This is a genomic window from Bradyrhizobium genosp. SA-4 str. CB756, from assembly GCF_000473125.1.
In the GTDB taxonomy this organism is placed as follows: domain Bacteria; phylum Pseudomonadota; class Alphaproteobacteria; order Rhizobiales; family Xanthobacteraceae; genus Bradyrhizobium; species Bradyrhizobium arachidis.
Genome location: NZ_KI421499.1, coordinates 6457567 through 6473983, shown reverse-complemented (window position 1 = coordinate 6473983; position 16417 = coordinate 6457567). Strand labels below are relative to the sequence as shown.

Sequence of the window (16417 nt, the reverse complement as noted above, 5' to 3'; positions counted from 1 at the left end):
GTTCTTTTGTTTGACCGATCCCTCGTGCGTGCGACACTGAGGACGGAAAACAAATCAAGCAGAGAACGAGGATCGAGCCTCGTGCGGCCGCTTGCTCCGACTGCGGCCGCGTCCTCGTACCGTACGGTTACGCTGGCAGATGGTGCAAGTGGCGCCATCTTAATTCTCTTAAGTTGATCAAAGCGATTGCTCACTTTCAACCAATCGTTGACCACCGCCAATCGCGCAGCCGCCGCATCGGCGTAGGTTGGGTAAACGGGAAAGTCGTTTTAGATCCCGATGCTGTGTTCCGATGCGAGCCGCAGCTCGATCTAAAACTAGTCGAATTTCTATAGCTATTCCATGTCACGCCCGTAGCGCCCTTCGGTTCGATGGTTCGCATTTCGGACGTCATGGATGTCTATTCTTCCCGGCTATGCCGAGGTAGCCGTCGTGGCGTTAGGAAGGTTCGTTTATGGTCGGGCGTCAAATTGAGTGGCGCCGTCTCCGGCATCATAAGCATGGCAAAGAGCCCGGCCGCGGCAGCGAAAAGCATGTACCAGGCGGGCACGAGTGGGCTCCCGGTGAGGTGGATCAGCCAGGTGACGATCGGTTGAGCTGTGCCTCCGAAAATCGCGATCGCAAAAGCGTAAATCGTCGCGAAGGCGCCGCCACGAATGTTCCCGGGCAAACCTTCGGCCATGCTCACGTAGAAGGCGCTATACGGCATCGTTCCGATCAGGGTGAGGGCGCCGAGACCTCCTAGAAGGGCGAAGGCACTGCGGCTCTCTGCAATCCACAAGAATACCGGATAGGTCATCAGCAATGCGGTGACCTGCGGCCATATCATGATGCGACGACGGCCTGCGCGGTCGGCGAGCAGGCCGCCCAGCAGTGCTGCAGCAATTCCGACCGCATTGCTGATGAGCGTGGTAGCAAAGGCAAGTGGCGCGGAAACGTGGAGGGTGTTCATCGCGTAGGTGGTCATATATCCCGTCATATAAGTCGTGATCGTGCAGCTGGCCAAGATGACAAATCCCAAGCTCATGATGCGGCGATCGGCACGCGATTGGCCTCCAGGCTGGGTGAACAGAACGTGCGCCTCGGGCCGATGCAACGTTTCGGGTAAGCCGCTCCGCAGCCAAAGTCCAAACGGCAACGTAGCGGCGCCGAGCAACAGCGCGATCCGCCATCCGTACGCATTGAGCGCTTCGCTTGTCATGGTGAGCGAGAGTATTTCTCCAACCAACGCTCCGGCCGTCGCCGCTATCTGTTGGCTCGCGGGCTGAAAGGAGACAGCAAGACCGCGGGCCTCAGCGGGGGCCGCTTCCATCAAGTAGGCGGTCGTCGGACCCACTTCACCTCCGAGAGCAAAGCCTTGCAGCAAGCGTGCGAAGACGACCAGTGACGGAGCGGCAAGTCCTATTGTCCCATACGATGGCGTGATAGCTAACAATAGGACCGCGGCACCCATCATGGTAAAGCTGGCGGTCATCGCGGGCCGTCGGCCGGCCCGATCCGAATACGAGCCGAGCACGATGGCCCCGATCGGTCTGGTTACAAAACCTGCGCCGAAGGTTGCGAGTGAAAGCATGAGGCTAGCGAACGAGTCGGTTGCCGGGAAGAACGCTTGGCCGATCTGTATTGCGAAGAAGCTGTAGGTCCCGAAGTCGTAGAATTCGAGAATATTGCCGATGGTTGCGCCCAACACGGCGCGGCTCGTCAAGCGTTCCTCTGCGGGATCGAGGACCGGCTCCAGTCTCTCTCGAGTAGATTGCCTCGACACCCTCGACCTAATCTGAAGCGCGATTCCGACCCAAGATTTTGGCCAGACAGGACGCTCCGTTGCATTGCGCTGCCCGCTCCCGTCCCTCACGGCCATTTCGCCAGGCAATAGGCTGAAGCGTGTCACGACGAAGCTCACCGTAACGTCTGCAATAAAAATGCCGGCCTCTCCGCCACCAGTTAGCCCTTGATCTGATCGCTGGCCTGGACGGCAAAGACAAATATGCGAACCTGCTGCATTCGTCAGGTGGCTGCAGACTTCTGCGCTCTGTGGCGAGTGTGCGACAAAATCGACGGGCGTCGCATACCACTGACGACTCGAGCCATTCCGCCTCGGGCCAGGTTGCGTCCGCTCGATGCTACGACGCTGCGTGGATAAGCTCCGGCAGGAGCCGAAATTGGCGGCGTGGCGCCCCATGCATGCGCCGCTAATGTCGGCGAACCAGGCTTCGGAGATCGCCCGCCTGCGCCAGGAAAACGAACAGCTGCGCATGGAGCGCTACCTCTCAAGAAAATCGACCGCGATCTTTGCCGGAACCGGAACGGTCATTTCGGACGGCTCCAGAGGCCTTGTCGAGAGCTTCGCCGATTCCTGCTCGATGCGCGTCTAAAACGCTACATGGTTTAATTTTACCGAATGCTTTCAGCGATACCCCTTCCAACGTTTGCGAGGTGAGCCACATGCTCAAGGCAATTTACGCCTAGCAGAGTTGTGAGTGGCCGAACGGACGGCGCAAGCGATCCTCGAGGATCTACGCACTGCGACGATGAGCAAGGCGGCCGCTGCGCAACATGCCGCCTTACTAATAACCGACTGTCAGGTTTGAGACGGACGTCCAAAAGTCGACACTTACATGGGGCGGAAACGCCTGGAGAATCTCCAATATTCAAGCGGCACGCTGCTTGCTCCATCAACAGCCAGCGGACGCAATTCCCGCATGCCCGCGCTTTGACGCCGAGTATGCATCTTCCGAATTCTTCCCCTCACCTAGCAAGACACTTAAGCCCGGCTGGCTAACTTCAGGACAACTCCCATGAAAAGTTCGCTTTTTCTCGCAGCGTCGCTATCCATGAGCTGTTTGATGGCCGCAGGATTGTCCCAGACGCTAGCGCCTGCGACCGGCACCGAGGATCCTTTTCTTTGGCTTGAGGAGATCGAAGGGCCGCGCGCACTGGCTTGGGTTCACACCGAGAACGCCAAGACACTCAGTGCGCTCCAATCCGATCTACGTTACCAGCGCTTCTACGGCGAAGCCCTCTACGTTCTTCAGGCCAAGGACCGGATTCCGTACGTCTCATTGGGACGGCGCGGTCTCGATAATTTCTGGCAGGACGAGAACCAGGTGCGCGGCGTCTTGCGGCGTACGACGCTTGAAAGCTATCGCACCCAGAGCCCTCGATGGGAGACCATCCTCGACGTCGATGCTCTCGCTGACGCGGACAAGAAGAACTGGGTTCTTAAAGGGGTGAGCTGCCTTCCGCCTGAAGAGCGCCTATGCTTGCTCAACCTGTCCGAGGGCGGAAAAGACGCTGTGTTCGTCCGGGAGTTCGACGCAGTCGCCAAAACCTTCGTCACGAACGGATTCGAATTTCCCGAGGGAAAACAGGAGGTCACTTGGGTAAACCGTGACACGGTCCTAATTGCACGAGATTGGGGCGAAGGGACCATGACGCAAGCTGGTTACCCTTTCGTTGTGAAGGAGCTCAAGCGCGCTCAGTCGCTCGTGGAAGCGCACGAGGTCTTCCGTGGGGAGCCGACCGATGTCGAGGCCACACCATTCGTGCTGCGCGACAGTGAAGGCACGATCCATGCGACCGGCGCCATCCGCAGCATCAGTGCGTTCGAGCATGAGTATGTTCTCTTTGGGTCCAAGCCGACTAAGCTCAATCTGCCAAAGAAGGCGACCATCGGGGGCATCGCGAGTGGTCGCCTGCTGGTGACGCTAAACGAAGACTGGATGCCACCGTCCGGAGACACCCCCTTCTCAGCCGGCTCGATCATCTCGTATGACCTGACCGAATGGAAGCAGGATCCGCTGCACGCCAGACCCACGCTCGTTTTCAAGCCTGGGCCTCGACAAGCGCTCAGCGGATTCACGGCCACAAGAAACTTGTTAATCCTAACGATTCTCGACAATGTTCAGAGTAGGGCGTTCGTCTACAAGTACCATCAGGGCGCCTGGCAGGTCACGCCTATCCCGCTTCCAGAGAATGCGACTGTCGGTCTGGCTGCGGCATCGCATGAAACGGACGAGGCGATGTTCACCGTCTCCAGCTTTCTTAGCCCGACGATGCTCTGGTACTTCGACGCTGCAACCGAGCGCCTTGAGACACTGAAGGCGACACCTCCTAGGTTCGACGCCTCGAGACTTGTCGTCGAACAGTTCGAGGCAATCTCGCGCGATGGCACCCGCATTCCTTACTTTCTGATACGCCCCAAGAGCGCAAGGTTTGACGGATCAACTCCAACGCTTCTCTATGGCTATGGTGGGTTTCAGATTCCGCTCTGCCCCTCTTACGCGGGCCTCACGGGACGACTTTGGCTCGAGCAGGGAAACGCGTATGTTGTCGCGAACCTGCGCGGTGGCGGTGAGTTCGGGCCCCAATGGCACCAGACTGCTCAAGGCGCAACGAAGCAGCGCACATGGGATGATTTTATCGCCGTCGCGGAGGACTTGATCCGTCGCAAGATCACTTCTCCCCGCCGGCTGGGCGTCGTCGGCGGTAGCCAAGGAGGCCTCCTGGTAGGGACCGCAATCACCCAACGACCCGAGCTCTTCAATGCGGCCATCTTACAGGTTCCGCTGTTCGACATGGTTCGGTTCACCAAGCTGGGCGCCGGAGCCTCCTGGATCGGCGAGTATGGCGATCCCACCATTCCCGAACAGCGCAAGTGGCTCGAGGCCTACTCGCCCTATCACAGGTTGGTGCCAGGAAAGATCTACCCGGCTCCCTTCATTCTCACGTCCACCAAGGACGACCGCGTGCATCCAGCGCATGCCCGCAAGGCAGCGGCGAGGCTCGCTGCGTTGGACCAACCGTACCTCTATTATGAGAATACCGATGGGGGGCATAGCGCCGCCGCCAACCTCATTGAACAGGCACGCCGGATCGCTTTAGAATATACCTATGCATCCCGGCGGCTTGTCGATGAGTGATGTCGAGGACTAGGACTCCTTCAATGATGACGCTCGGCGGACGACGTTATCGGCCGGGGCGTCGGCGAGCCCGTCTTTGCTCATTCTCCGCAAACTGTGGTATCTGCCTGGGGATGAATTCGAGCGATCAGCTACGCCTCAGTCTCGCCTATCTGTCTCGCTTTTCGTTAATCCGCAGTCTCCCAGATTGAGGCTTGCTGGAATTCCACAAACGCACCGCGACAGTCGACCGATACACAGACTGCGACGAACATGGCAGTACAATATGCAGGCCGAGGTATGGGCGCGCGCAAAGCACCGAATTCGCAATTTGACGCACGGGAAACCCACCCTCTAGCGGGGGCGGAGTATCTTGGATGGTATGGTCCGCAACCGACAATGTCTTACGGATCAGCAGCCTGAACCGTCCGGGTAATCCTGAATTCGTGACGGCTGAGGACCGAGAGCATGTCTGAGTGGTTGCAGGAGTTTGCGTGGCAGATTGAGCCAGTATTGATAGCCCAGACGTACGATTGACCGACTGCGCAAAGGCCTGTCAGCTTGCGGTAAGCTATCAGAGATACAAACCCTTTGGGGTTAACGGAATGTGGCAGGGACAGCGCTATTGCTCCAGATCGATCAGCGCCGAGTCAACTGTCCGCTAGTCTCAACGGCAGTGCGGATGTGGTAGGGGCTAGTTGGCCTGGTTTCAGCCCCCGGGTCGGTTAGGGCCGAGCCCCGCCCGCACTGTTTTACATCTCGCTCCAAACGATCGCGGTGGCCATCTCGACAAGCTTCGCAGGTACTCTGGCGAAAGTCGGTACACCACCTGAAAAGGTGAGGGGCACGTAATCCATTTCTGCCGCGACGCGCGCAATGATTGGCGTTGGACACATACCGCGACGAGAGCCGCCTGAATCGCGAGTTCGGCCGCGATGAAGCCTATGCCATGGAAGAGTTGGTCGCAGAGCTTGGCGCGGTCTTCCTGTCCGCCGATCACGGCCTGAAACCGGAGGTGAGAGGATCACGCCTCCTATATCACCTCTTGGATCAAGGTGCTGAAGAACGAAAAACGCGCGATCGTCAAGACCGCGTCCACTGCCCAACGGGCCGCGGACTTTCTGTATCGGTTTCAGGCCAAAAATTCCGTCGCGGCCTGAGCCACGGCGCGCCTTTTTCTCCCTGAGACCGGCATCGCGAGTAAGGGGTGACTTTGAATATCGAAGTAGTTGTGCGCCTTATCCACGGGCCAGGGTTGTGGGGTCTGCTTGGCCGGTAGAGGTGAATGACCGAAGCATGGTTGCTGCCACGCATCGAACTCGCAAGGGCAGCATAGCTCGCAATGTCATCATCTTCTCAGACCCGCAAAAGCGGTGAAGAAGCCGCGCAAGTTATCGAGCGGCCAAAGGGCTGTTCATGCCGGTTGATCCGACGCACATGAGCGCGGGCGGCTCACGAGGCGAGAGAAGCCGCCATTCCGTGTCACATCCGGCCACGGAGGCACCGAACAGGCTGGAACTTGCTGCAGCCGGGAGCGGGTGCTTGGTTAATGTGAGGTTATCTTCCTTATGTCTCTGAAAGGGTTGTAGTTTCCGACCGAGAAGATGTCGACGATCGATGACATATTGAAATGTTAACGAAAGGCGACATTCTGTTGTCAGAGACGGCGACTTAGACCGATGTGAGCGATCGCTGACATTTGATTATCCTCACACCGGTCGCCGTCGGCGCCTTCATTCGCGACAGACGCAAACGTCTCAAGCTTGACCAGGCGACACTGGCCAAGCGGATCGGCGTTAGTCGTCAATTGGGTATGAGGTTGAGCACGGTCATCCCCGCGCAGAGTTGGCCCTTGTCCTCCGTGCTCTCGACGTTCTCGGCAACCCGCTGGACGCCAACAGTGGAGCGCCCACCAGCCGCGGGTCTACCTCCGCAGTTGATCTCAACGCCATCGTCACCAAGGCCAAAAAGGAAAGCCTTAATGGCCGAGCTCATCGCACTTTTAGATGGCACCGAAGCCGGTCGTGTCCGAAGTGATGCACGCGGCCGGCTGGCCTTCTCTATGACAATGCATGGCGCAACGCTGAGGAGCCTATCCTCTCTCGCTTTCGATGCCGCTCGCCGCTGAGGAGCATGGTCCAGCCGCCAGTCAGGCCTGCCTGTGGGGGCTGCTTCCCGACAATAAGCAGGTGCTCGAGCGTTTGGCCAAGAAATTTCAGGTATCAGCGCGCAACGTGTTTGCTCTCATCTCGAACGTCGGTCAGGATTGCGAGGCGCCGTTCAGTTTGTCCCGCCCGATCGACTGGAGGCGCTGAAAACGGGCCGAGATGACAAGATCGAATGGCTTGACGAGCCGGAAATAGCAAACCGGCTTCAAGCCTTACGGGAGGATCATGCTGCCTGGCGTCTGCCCGGCGATACGGGTCAATTCAGCCTTGCGGGCGCCCAGCCTAAAACTGCTCTTGTCCTCAGAGACAGCAAATGGGGCATTCCGTCCGGCCGCATACCGACCACCCACATTTTGAAACCGCCGACAGGCCACTTCGATGGTCACGCCGAGAACGAGCATATCTGCCTGCAGCTCGCGCGAGACGGGCTTCGGCCGCTGAAACCAAGGTGATGCGCTTCGAAAAGGAGATCGCAATCATCGTTGAACGCTACGACCGGCAAGTTAGTGGGAACGACATCACTCGGATTCACCAGGAAGATATTTGCCAGGCCGTGGGCAATCCTGCCGACTAAGAAATATCAGGACGAGGGAGGACCAACGTCTGTCGATATTGTCGAACTCTTGCGTACCTACTCGACAGACCGCGAGGCTGACCTTCAGGGTACGCGAGCCAAGTATTGCGAATATGCTCTGAGAGGGTATCTAGGATACGGATCATCCATGAGTTGAACGGAGTCGAGCGGAACCACGAGCTCATTCCATTCCGATATCGGCGCGCTCACCGAATGGTTGCCTGATAGGCCGTTGCTGCGCCGTCTCATGCTAGTCCGAGCTACGGTTTGCACGCACTCGGCTGGCGCTCAACTTTACAACTCGAAGCTAGCGAGCCGCTGCCGGTCTAGAATTATAATCTCGCGTTGAGTATTGCCAATGAAACCAAGAACGCCATCGCTATGCAATTGTGACACTGAGCGTGAGACGGTCTCGAGGCTCAAGCCCAGGTAGTCCGCGATGTCTCGCCGAGACATTGGCAGTGACATAACATCAACAGCCATGAGCCGCACATCCATCTCATGCAAGAAGGCGGCAACGCGCTCGAGAGCAGTCTTACGTCCAAGCAGCAGCATATGGTTCTCCGCATGCTGCAATTTCATCGTAGTCATGCTGAGCAAGGTGCGCCAGACGACTGCGTCAGTCTGAGCGATCGCATCAAGAGTGTGCCTCTTGATCAGGCAAACAGTGCTCTGCGTAACGGCTTCCGCGGTAAATCGGTGTACCCCACCGTTCTCGAATGCAAAAATGTCACCTGGTAAATGAAATGCGCCAATCTGGCGTCGCCCATCGGACAGCAGTTTGTAGGTCCGTACCGCCCCTTTCATGATCTGATAGACGTACTCGGCGGGGTCGCCCTCGATGTAGATCGTCCTACCCTTCTTGTAAGTGAATTCACTCAAGCTGACGATCGGATTTGATAGGCTCGATATGCCGAGCTCATCGAGCGCATTATGGCAAGGTCTTTGGTTTGTGGTGATACTTACAAACATAATCCTGCACTCCTGAACAACTGAAAGACTATAGTGACAGAATCGATCGTTGTTCAATGTCGGGCGCAATCTGCGCGGGCGGCGAGTGTTGTAACAAGGTCGTACGAAAAAGTCGTATCGTGGTGAGGCAGTGCCGCGCACGAGCGTGGCGCCATAAGTTCAGCCGTTTGTCCAAGCATACGTTATGTGCGCTGAGAGCAGGCGGTGCGCTGCAACAGAAGCGGTGTGAGCCCTCGTTCAGCTTTCGTCATCGAGCCTGAGGTAGAGAATCGGCGGCCAATAGCCGGACGACGCTCTAGAGCTGCGCGAGAATGCATTTTTAGAAAAAATACGCGCACAAGAATGTAGAGGAACAGGCGGCGGCCTAGGAGCCTCCAAGTGACATGGCTAGAAGGGCAAATCTGCATCTATGCGCCAGTCCAAATTGGGTCTCTCTAGAGGGCGCACATCGATTAAAGAGCATCGGCAAGGACAAATGCAGCGCTCTTTTGCCTGCTACGCGAGCCAGCACAAACATGCCGACGCGCGCTCATAAAAATCTTTCTGCCCGGGCAAGTAGCAGGAAAGCTGCGCCAAGGCCTTGACCGACGTTCGAGAATCCGCTCTCCGGCGGGGCCGTACGGCTGGGCCGTCTTATTGCTTGCGCTTTTGTGTAGCCCATGGTGCCGCTAAACTTCGGCCGCGCCCGCAGGCACCAGTCACACTGAATCCACTTCCGGCGCCAGCCCGCGGAGTGACCCGGCAATCTTGATTAAGATCAAAGGACGCAATTCAGATCCTTTATCCTCTGGTGAGCTTAACGGAGGCAAGAGGTCTCATGCGCTACCTTATCCTTGTCGCAGTGCTCGCACTTCCCATCCTCGTCGGCTCAGGATCGCGTTCGATCGCTGGTTCGCGGGCTCATTCGTACACGCCACCGGTACGCCAGGACGTTTATTGTCTGCAGGGACGCAGTTGGGGATATCCGGGCAATTGCCAGTTCTCGACCTATGGCCAGTGCATGGCTACGGCATCAGGTACATACGCCTATTGCGGCATCAATCCGACTTACGCTTTCGAGCGGCAAGGAAGACAATCGCGCTGATGTGAATCGGATTTGCTGGTACGCCAAGCGGCGGGTTTGGGTCCTGTTGCCGTTCGTTCACCTGTTCTGGGCTGGAACGCCTTTTCTCGGCTGCCGGCCAAGCCCCGCGGATACCCCAAGCCCCGCGGATACCCCAAGCCCTGTGCTTCTCCGCCACAGACAATGAGGAGTATAACATCCGTTCGAAGCGGTGGCTGAGCGGAGATTCATCAAGACAGCCCGCCAAGACGCCGAAATTATCAGGCGGTATGTCTTAACATCAGTGGGCCGGCTGCGGCTGTCGATTTGGGCGGGCCGCCGTAAGCAGATCGGCAACGGTCGCTGTGCGCTGAGCGCGGCCCGCTGCCCTGATTGGCTGCCCGAGTATGGATGCTCTCGGCCGCTAGGCGCCAATTCCCTGCAGAAATCCGGCGCTTGAGCCTTTGCAATGGCTGCTATCCTGCTTGTTGCGCTGCTATATCGCCAAATGCCCCTAAAGTGATCGGCCATTGGTTGGATCACTGTATTTTGCTGTCGTGGCGGTGCTCTTGGGGCGCTCTCGGGTGGCCGTTCTACTCTCTTTAGAAGTAGCCGTTAGAAGTAGCCGTTCCAATCGTCGCGCTGCCTGGTCCCACTTAATTTCATCCCGAATCGGCGCTCTCGCAATATTTCCGACTATTTTCAGTCTTCCGTTGGCCCGAAGTTGCTCGCCAGGAATTTGTCGTGCGTCCATTGCTTCAGCGCATCGTCGTTGAGTACCGAGTTGACCAAGGCATTCCAATTCTCACCAGCCTCCCTCCATTTCGTTTTTCGGTCGGGAATGTTCCGGAGCAATCGAAATGCCGTCGTTGCGATCTTGCTTGCCTCTTTCCCTTCAGCAGCCTCGCGGATCACATCTTTGAACAATTGTTCGGGGAAGGTCCACCCGGCGCCTGTGAAGCGGTCGGCAAACATGTATTCGAACGAGGCGCGAAACACGACCGCCGCTAACGCGTCCTCATGTTCTGAGCCCGCGCTGCGCAGGTCGAACCATTGTAGCAGTCTTCGAACGGCTGCAGCAGGCGAAAACTGGCAGTCCCCCAGCGTGAGAGATACGAACATATACGCGATATCTGTTTGAAGTTCGTCGTCCAGGGACACGTACCAACGTTTGATTGCTTCAATAGGGGTCATGTGAAATTGCTATAAAGAAATGCAAGAACAGGATGCGCTCGATCCGACGCGCTTGTTAACGTAGTGCCATGGCTCTCAATACGCCCGACTGTCCGCAGAGGCCCAGTTATCTAAAAATCCCTGCTTCTCTGCTGTGAGAGATCGAGGATGATACTGCCGCAATTCGATCCCACGTCGCGGTCGGCTGCAAAACAAAGCGTTCTTATCGGAAGAGACGTATCGAGCAACCATGTACGGTGCTGCCACCTCCAAAATGAAGGCATCTCGATCAGTTGTCCTTACATTCGACGGCGAAGTCATATTCCGATTAGTCCAAGTTGCGGCCGAGAACGAGGCGACGAGCTGTCGAGGATAGCGGGTAGCGCTCTGGGGCGCCCTCGTAGAACACCGCTCCTCCAAGCAAAGCATTGGCCAAATGCAGCAGAGTTATCGCTTATCGTCGGCGCACCGAGCAAGACGCAGAGACGATTGCTAGAGTCGAGGCAAATCGCTGCGTCGCAGAGCGTTAGGTCCGAAGGCTTCGACGGCGCAGTGTGCATCGCTCGGGTGCGACCTGATCCGAAGTAGCGACAGCCGGAGCTTCTGAGGGCGTATTGCTCCTTCAGCATGCTGTCGCCGTAGCTTGGAGGAATTTGATCATTCGGCGCCGGCTCGAGCTGTTGCAGAGTAGCAGCGTAAATCCAAGCTCCCGATCCAGGATTTGGGTGCGCTCGCAGGGAGTAGGCTCATGACTCAAGTTGTTGACCCGTTAGGCGTCCCGCAGCTGCTGCTCTCTTGAAGGTTCTTGCATCTTTAACGCGGCGTGCAGGCGCGCCTTTTCCAGCCGTCGCCTGACTCCGCTAAGGCAACTAGCCAGCTCGGCAAATTCCGCAATATCGAGATAACCAGAAACAAACTCATCGAGTTCTTCCTGCTGAGCCGCGATGCTCGCAAGTCCTCTGCGAGCACTGTCTGTTAGCGACAGGTGGACGATTCGTGCATCGTTCGCGCAGCGCTCGCGTCGCACGAAATGCTTATCCTCAAGCTGTTTCGAATGCTTCGTAATGAAGGCCGACTCAACCTTCATCAACTTTGCGACCACGTTGACCGGAACACCCTCGCTGTGTTCCAAGTCGATCAATGCCATCAAGATCATCATTTGTGGTGCGGCAATGCCCAGCGCATGTGCCTGGAAAGACCGAAGGTCGTCCAAACACACATTAATGCCCCTGATCTCCCATGTGAATCGCCTGAGCACATCCTGACTCGCGGCAAGGCTCTTCCCCAGCCGTCTTTTCGATCCTGGCAGCTTGGACGGCATCAGATTTCAGGGAGCCTCCATCCTAAAACTATTCGGGGCGAGCAGAGCGCAGTCGGGGGACTACATATGCGCCTACTTCGAAGCGTCGAATCTCGGGTCAATAAGCAATCACATCAACTCGCTTCCGTGCCAACCTTCTTTGCAGACACGTCCGGTGCCGTAGCTGCCTAGGTGCAAAGCAGCTTCACACACTCGCCCCGGTGAAATCACTCAAAAAACAAGTTTCACATGCAGAGTTTCGGCTTCGTTAACTGCTTTTTCACGCGATTACAGCGTGTAACGCCCTGAACGTCGCAAGTCCGGCCCAAAAGCGACGCTGCTCGGCCGCGCGATTGGACGGCGAGCATTTTTAGGTTGTCGAGAGCTGCTCACTGAATCACTAGAACAACCCGTACGCCGCATGATCAACCTGTCGGAGCCGGCTCCAAGCTTTGAAAGCAGGAGCTGGAGATCGGCAATAGCTCCTTGTTCCACGATAAGTCGCACCCTGGGTCGAAAGACAAGTAATTGCAAGTCAGTTCTTCACCGGGTTGTACGTCACGGGCTGTGAGAATTCTGCAATGATCGTCTTGATATGTGTTTGGATGACTGCTGTGATTCATGAAGCGAGCGTTGTCAGCATTATACTCTATGACACCGTCATTAACCTTGTGGTCTCTCGGATAGGCATGCTTATCAAGTAGAGCTTGAAATGTTGGAGCTAGAGCTTCGTATTGTTCGCGCGTCACCGCAATGTCAACGATCGGGTTGTGAATCCAAAGTAATGAGCCTTTAGGCAGCCGAGTCGCGGAGAAAAGTCCAATCCCGCCAAACTGGTCTGGCTTCAAAATGGTTTCCACAATCAACATCGACGAAATCTCCAAAGTCACTAATAGCAGCAAGCTAACTGACGTGAGCGGCGAAATCTCCTCCGCGAATAGGTAGGGTCGTCTCTCCGCGCCTTCATCACAATTCAAAGTTCCTCGGGATGCTTTTCGGCTGCATGCTCCGGATGCCTTCTGCCGCACCGCCATCTTGGTGATGCTGGAAGGAGCTGTAGGTCGGTGGGATTTCCGGCAAAGATCCGCTCCGATCAAGGAGGCGAGTGATCGTGACCTGTGGACTCTCAGCGCGGCGGCACGCCGGACTTTCTCGGGGCCCTCTCAAGCGGCGACAACGCCTTTCATCAAGGCTTCAAAAGCAGGGGCCGAATCCCATTTGTTCCTCTGCCTTGCCGCAAAGAAAGTGGAGACATGGGCAGACATTATCGCGACGAGCGGCCGCCGAGGGAGCGGCAGTCGCCTTCGATTGTTCTGCACTATCACCTCGCCGCAACCAGCCCGCCAAACGTAATCACACTCTTCACAAACAAAAGGGGCCATGGCTGTTCGGCTCAACAAGGAGCCGCTAAGCCACGGTGCCCGCAGGTTCATCGGGGCCGGCAGCCCTTATCCGCATCGCCCAGAAGCTCACTAAGCTCGCAAGAGTCGCTGAAGCAAGCTATCGTCCATCAACTAGTCTGCTGCCTGTCTGGACTGGCCCCTCACGTAGCGACTGTCCCTGGTGTCTACAGCTGTGGATGGTGGATGAGCCGAACGTCGTTGGGGCCTCCCGGCCCCAACAGCGCCGTGTAACGCTCGCCGCGAATGTCGTATTGCTTCATCGGCTGCGCTGCGTCCGGCAAGAGGCCCCGGCGGCCGAGCTTCGAGATCATCGTGATTGGGGCGGGTTGTGTGCCGTGCGAAAAGCCCTGAGGAACGGCGAATGATGCGGCGTAAATCTCGCGGGCCGCCACCGGCGTCGTCTCAGCTCTGGCGGACGCCGGAGCGGCTTGCTCCATCGTCTGTGCAAGCAGTGCTGGCGACGGCCGATTCGCCGGTTGTGCGCTCGGCTGCGAAATGATTTCCGGTCGAGATCCGAAATGAATGGGTGCGCCTGACAGATTCAGTGGAGAGCTGCCCCTCATCGCCGCCGCGGGCACGAACAGCGCCGTGAAGCGGTCGTTATGAACTATGAAAGGAGCGGGTGGCGTGTCCTGGCTCGGCGGGACGCTGCTACCCTCATGCGCGCCTGACGTGCGTTGGTCATCCTGCCGCGAGTTGAAGGAACGAACGGCCACTCCTGAATCCACGGCGTGGTCATGACGCTCAGTTGGCTCCAGAGACGACGATGAGCCGGCGTTTTCCAGCATCGCCCACAGCAGATCCTGAGCGTAGTCTTGCGCAGGAAGGATCAACGGACGGCTGGCCCGAAACGGTGTGCCGGCCTCTTCAATCAGCCCGCGAGCGGCTGAATTGCTAGGCTCGCTGGCCTGGTGCTCAATGGCATCGGCTTGCGTCTGGCTAAATGTCCTCTGCCTCTTAGCAGGCCTCAACTGGCCGGTGTAGTCCTCACCCATCAGGACAGCGGCATCCTCGCGTCTGGTCACTGCGTGTTCGGGATGAGAACCCTCGGCCCTCTGGTGCTCAATTCCTAGGGTCTCAGCGGCTCTAAAGTCCGACAGATGAGGATGGTAGGGAACAGCAGAAACAGGATCCTCTGGGATCGCAGAGGTACCAACTTGCGGCACTTCAGCCAAGTACGGCTCAAAATCCGGTTGCTGCTGTTGCGCTTGTTGCACCGGGGCGCTGTAAGCAGCGAACTCTGGGTCGAATCGGTTGATGGTGTTAAATGGATCCATGGCCGCCCTCGGTTCGAGTGTTTCGCTCTCGCTCTATTAGGACCAGCTGTCGACAAGCTGACGCACTCAGAGAATTCGGTGAGCCAAATAGGCTTGCCCGATCGCCACACTTCGGTCGAAATCACGCAAGATGCCGGATTGCGCCTTAAGTGGTACGCAATGCGGCATTTCGCGGCGATCCTGCTGCATCGAGGCCGACCTGAACTAAAAACAGTTCAATCCCTTCTGCCAGCACCATCCACCCTATTGGATGCATTGATTTTCTTGAAATTTCGGTCCTGAGTGCCACACAGGCCAATGGTTTCCCTGAAGCGTCGCATGGATAAGGGTGCCCGATCTTCCGTCCCCCAATTTCGTTGTCGCGTCCCCCAGAAAGCTAGTCGATCAGTTACGCGGGAAGAAACTGTTGCTGCACTTGTCGCGGCAAACTGAGCCCGCGTGCATCAAGATTGTAATCATCGATGCAGACGTCGCCGACTTCGGCCAGCGCTTTCCCAACTGCAAGCGCGTCGAGATCAGATATATTCACTCGACCTCGTGGTACTCGGCCCGGTCGAAATCCGAGCCGAACAGCGCTGCTGCTGCGTCGTAGAGGGCGACGGTATTGACGGTTGACTGCATGGCGTACCAGGTGCGCAATGCCTCGATCGCCGATCCATGGGCTAGCAACTGTCGCGAGGGGGGGCAATCGAGCACCTCCAGCTTGGGCGCCTCCCGCTTCGTGCCGCTCTCGAGGATATTCCGGTCGATTGTCATTTCTCTGCCTTCGCCGTCCTAGTTGGTCCTCGAGATTCTATGCGCTCGCTACCAGCCTGCCAGTCTGCGCCATGTTGGCCGATCATTTCGCGATGGGACCGTTTGATGAAGGCGCGCTCGGCGCAAAAGCCGGCGGTGACTGACGCGGCTAGCGCTAGGCCGCAGGCGACGTAGTCATCTAGCAAACTCCAAATTATGTTACTGCCGGCGACGACGACAAAAGTGAGTACCATGACGGTATTGCGAAATGCTTTAACCATGCTTATTTGCCCCTACCCATTGGCGAGCGATGTTAACATCGCAACCACGACGTTCTGCGGCGTTTGAGCGGCATGATCCGTTGTATTTCTGCTAGATCAGCTTGTGGTGGCGCGCGGCTAGACGGCCCTCAGCGGTGCGCCAGTTCGCGCGCGGGGATCCTTCGCCGGCTTTAACGGCACGATGGTCCCACGTAGCCGCAGGCCAGACGAACCACTCGAAAGAAGTGGTGGGCGACACGGGATGTGATTGCCCGGCACGAGGTCTGGCGGGCCGAAGCAGCAACAGCAGCTCAGAGCAATCCACTGCAATTGCTGTTGGGGCAGTGGCCTTCAGCGGCGACGTTGGCCGTGTCTTGGTAAGTCCGTGGGAGAACCGGTTGCCCCACCGACATGTTAGGAGGGCCGCATGGTATGAGAGAAGCTTCGTCAATGACAATGCCTCCGGACAGGAGCGGAATTGAACAAAACTTCCAGCTAATCTGCTGAAATCCTGCAATGTGAGGCTGCTCACCAAACGATCATAGCGCGCGAATCGCGCTAATATCGTGAGAGCGATGATGTTATCGTCCAGCGCTTAGCAGTGATATCGAG

The 16417-nt window shown here is 57.3% G+C and carries 14 protein-coding genes; 7 read left to right on the top strand and 7 right to left on the bottom strand.

The genetic code is table 11. The features are described 5' to 3' along the window. Positions 1–400: 400 nt before the first annotated feature. Positions 401–1738 carry an MFS transporter gene (locus BRAGE_RS0131110; RefSeq protein ID WP_430642262.1) on the bottom strand — a complete coding sequence of 446 codons (1338 nt, stop codon included), beginning with the start codon at positions 1736–1738 and terminating at the stop codon, positions 401–403. 424 nt (positions 1739–2162) lie between these two features. Between BRAGE_RS0131110 and BRAGE_RS50315 the strand changes: the two genes are divergently transcribed. The 6 genes from BRAGE_RS50315 (at position 2163) to BRAGE_RS57170 (ending at position 7643) form a co-directional block, all read left to right on the top strand. After that, positions 2163–2375 (top strand): hypothetical protein, encoded by a 213-nt coding sequence (locus BRAGE_RS50315; RefSeq protein WP_141263290.1) that lies wholly within the window; start codon positions 2163–2165, stop codon positions 2373–2375. Positions 2376–2798: 423 nt separating this feature from the next. Continuing rightward, a complete protein-coding gene (locus BRAGE_RS0131100) occupies positions 2799–4922 on the top strand; it encodes a prolyl oligopeptidase family serine peptidase (protein WP_027563397.1) in 2124 nt (707 codons plus the stop codon). A gap of 865 nt (positions 4923–5787) precedes the next feature. Continuing rightward, the gene (locus tag BRAGE_RS53535) at positions 5788–6087 is read left to right on the top strand and encodes a zincin-like metallopeptidase domain-containing protein (protein ID WP_283808070.1); all 300 of its coding nucleotides are present in this window, start codon (positions 5788–5790) and stop codon (positions 6085–6087) included. Positions 6088–7012: 925 nt separating this feature from the next. Then, the gene (locus tag BRAGE_RS57180) at positions 7013–7216 is read left to right on the top strand and encodes a HipA N-terminal domain-containing protein (protein WP_027563399.1); all 204 of its coding nucleotides are present in this window, start codon (positions 7013–7015) and stop codon (positions 7214–7216) included. Continuing rightward, positions 7168–7521, top strand: coding sequence for a HipA domain-containing protein (locus tag BRAGE_RS57175; RefSeq protein WP_245161737.1), 354 nt, complete (start codon positions 7168–7170; stop codon positions 7519–7521). The genes BRAGE_RS57180 and BRAGE_RS57175 overlap by 49 nt, the downstream gene beginning before the upstream one ends. After that, positions 7521–7643: a hypothetical protein gene (locus BRAGE_RS57170; protein WP_433994935.1), complete on the top strand. Its 123-nt coding sequence runs from the start codon at positions 7521–7523 to the stop codon at positions 7641–7643. The genes BRAGE_RS57175 and BRAGE_RS57170 overlap by 1 nt, the downstream gene beginning before the upstream one ends. Positions 7644–7937: 294 nt before the next feature. On the opposite strand, the gene BRAGE_RS0131070 is transcribed toward BRAGE_RS57170, so the two are convergent. Then, positions 7938–8615: a cyclic nucleotide-binding domain-containing protein gene (locus BRAGE_RS0131070; RefSeq protein ID WP_027563400.1), complete on the bottom strand. Its 678-nt coding sequence runs from the start codon at positions 8613–8615 to the stop codon at positions 7938–7940. Positions 8616–9432: 817 nt separating this feature from the next. On the opposite strand from BRAGE_RS0131070, the gene BRAGE_RS53525 reads away from it, so the two are divergent. Next, on the top strand, positions 9433–9699 hold the full coding sequence (locus tag BRAGE_RS53525) for a DUF3551 domain-containing protein (RefSeq protein ID WP_084334829.1): 267 nt from the start codon (positions 9433–9435) through the stop codon (positions 9697–9699). Between the two features lie 660 nt (positions 9700–10359). Here BRAGE_RS53525 and BRAGE_RS0131065 read toward each other — a convergent pair. From BRAGE_RS0131065 to BRAGE_RS0131045, 5 genes are all read right to left on the bottom strand, one after another. Continuing rightward, on the bottom strand, positions 10360–10851 hold the full coding sequence (locus BRAGE_RS0131065) for a hypothetical protein (RefSeq protein ID WP_027563401.1): 492 nt from the start codon (positions 10849–10851) through the stop codon (positions 10360–10362). A gap of 748 nt (positions 10852–11599) precedes the next feature. Then, positions 11600–12151, bottom strand: a complete 552-nt coding sequence (locus BRAGE_RS50305) for a MarR family winged helix-turn-helix transcriptional regulator (RefSeq protein WP_035730268.1) — start codon at positions 12149–12151, stop codon at positions 11600–11602. A 404-nt stretch (positions 12152–12555) separates the two neighbouring features. Next, the gene (locus BRAGE_RS50300; RefSeq protein ID WP_035731800.1) at positions 12556–12999 is read right to left on the bottom strand and encodes an SET domain-containing protein; all 444 of its coding nucleotides are present in this window, start codon (positions 12997–12999) and stop codon (positions 12556–12558) included. A gap of 698 nt (positions 13000–13697) precedes the next feature. After that, entirely contained in the window at positions 13698–14810 is a 1113-nt protein-coding gene (locus BRAGE_RS0131050; RefSeq protein ID WP_027563402.1) for a hypothetical protein, read from the bottom strand. A 525-nt stretch (positions 14811–15335) separates the two neighbouring features. Beyond that, positions 15336–15566 (bottom strand): hypothetical protein, encoded by a 231-nt coding sequence (locus tag BRAGE_RS0131045; protein WP_027563403.1) that lies wholly within the window; start codon positions 15564–15566, stop codon positions 15336–15338. Between the last annotated feature and the right edge of the window lie 851 nt (positions 15567–16417).

Bases quoted from the DNA above. Each gene is read 5' to 3' on its own strand.
- BRAGE_RS53525 (WP_084334829.1), top strand. From the start codon at position 9,433: ATGCGCTACCTTATCCTTGTCGCAGTGCTCGCACTTCCCATCCTCGTC.
- BRAGE_RS50300 (WP_035731800.1), bottom strand. From the start codon at position 12,999: ATGTTGATTGTGGAAACCATTTTGAAGCCAGACCAGTTTGGCGGGATT.
- BRAGE_RS57180 (WP_027563399.1), top strand. From the start codon at position 7,013: ATGCCGCTCGCCGCTGAGGAGCATGGTCCAGCCGCCAGTCAGGCCTGC.
- BRAGE_RS0131070 (WP_027563400.1), bottom strand. From the start codon at position 8,615: ATGTTTGTAAGTATCACCACAAACCAAAGACCTTGCCATAATGCGCTC.
- BRAGE_RS0131100 (WP_027563397.1), top strand. From the start codon at position 2,799: ATGAAAAGTTCGCTTTTTCTCGCAGCGTCGCTATCCATGAGCTGTTTG.
- BRAGE_RS0131065 (WP_027563401.1), bottom strand. From the start codon at position 10,851: ATGACCCCTATTGAAGCAATCAAACGTTGGTACGTGTCCCTGGACGAC.
- BRAGE_RS57170 (WP_433994935.1), top strand. From the start codon at position 7,521: ATGCGCTTCGAAAAGGAGATCGCAATCATCGTTGAACGCTACGACCGG.
- BRAGE_RS50305 (WP_035730268.1), bottom strand. From the start codon at position 12,151: ATGCCGTCCAAGCTGCCAGGATCGAAAAGACGGCTGGGGAAGAGCCTT.
- BRAGE_RS0131045 (WP_027563403.1), bottom strand. From the start codon at position 15,566: ATGACAATCGACCGGAATATCCTCGAGAGCGGCACGAAGCGGGAGGCG.
- BRAGE_RS0131050 (WP_027563402.1), bottom strand. From the start codon at position 14,810: ATGGATCCATTTAACACCATCAACCGATTCGACCCAGAGTTCGCTGCT.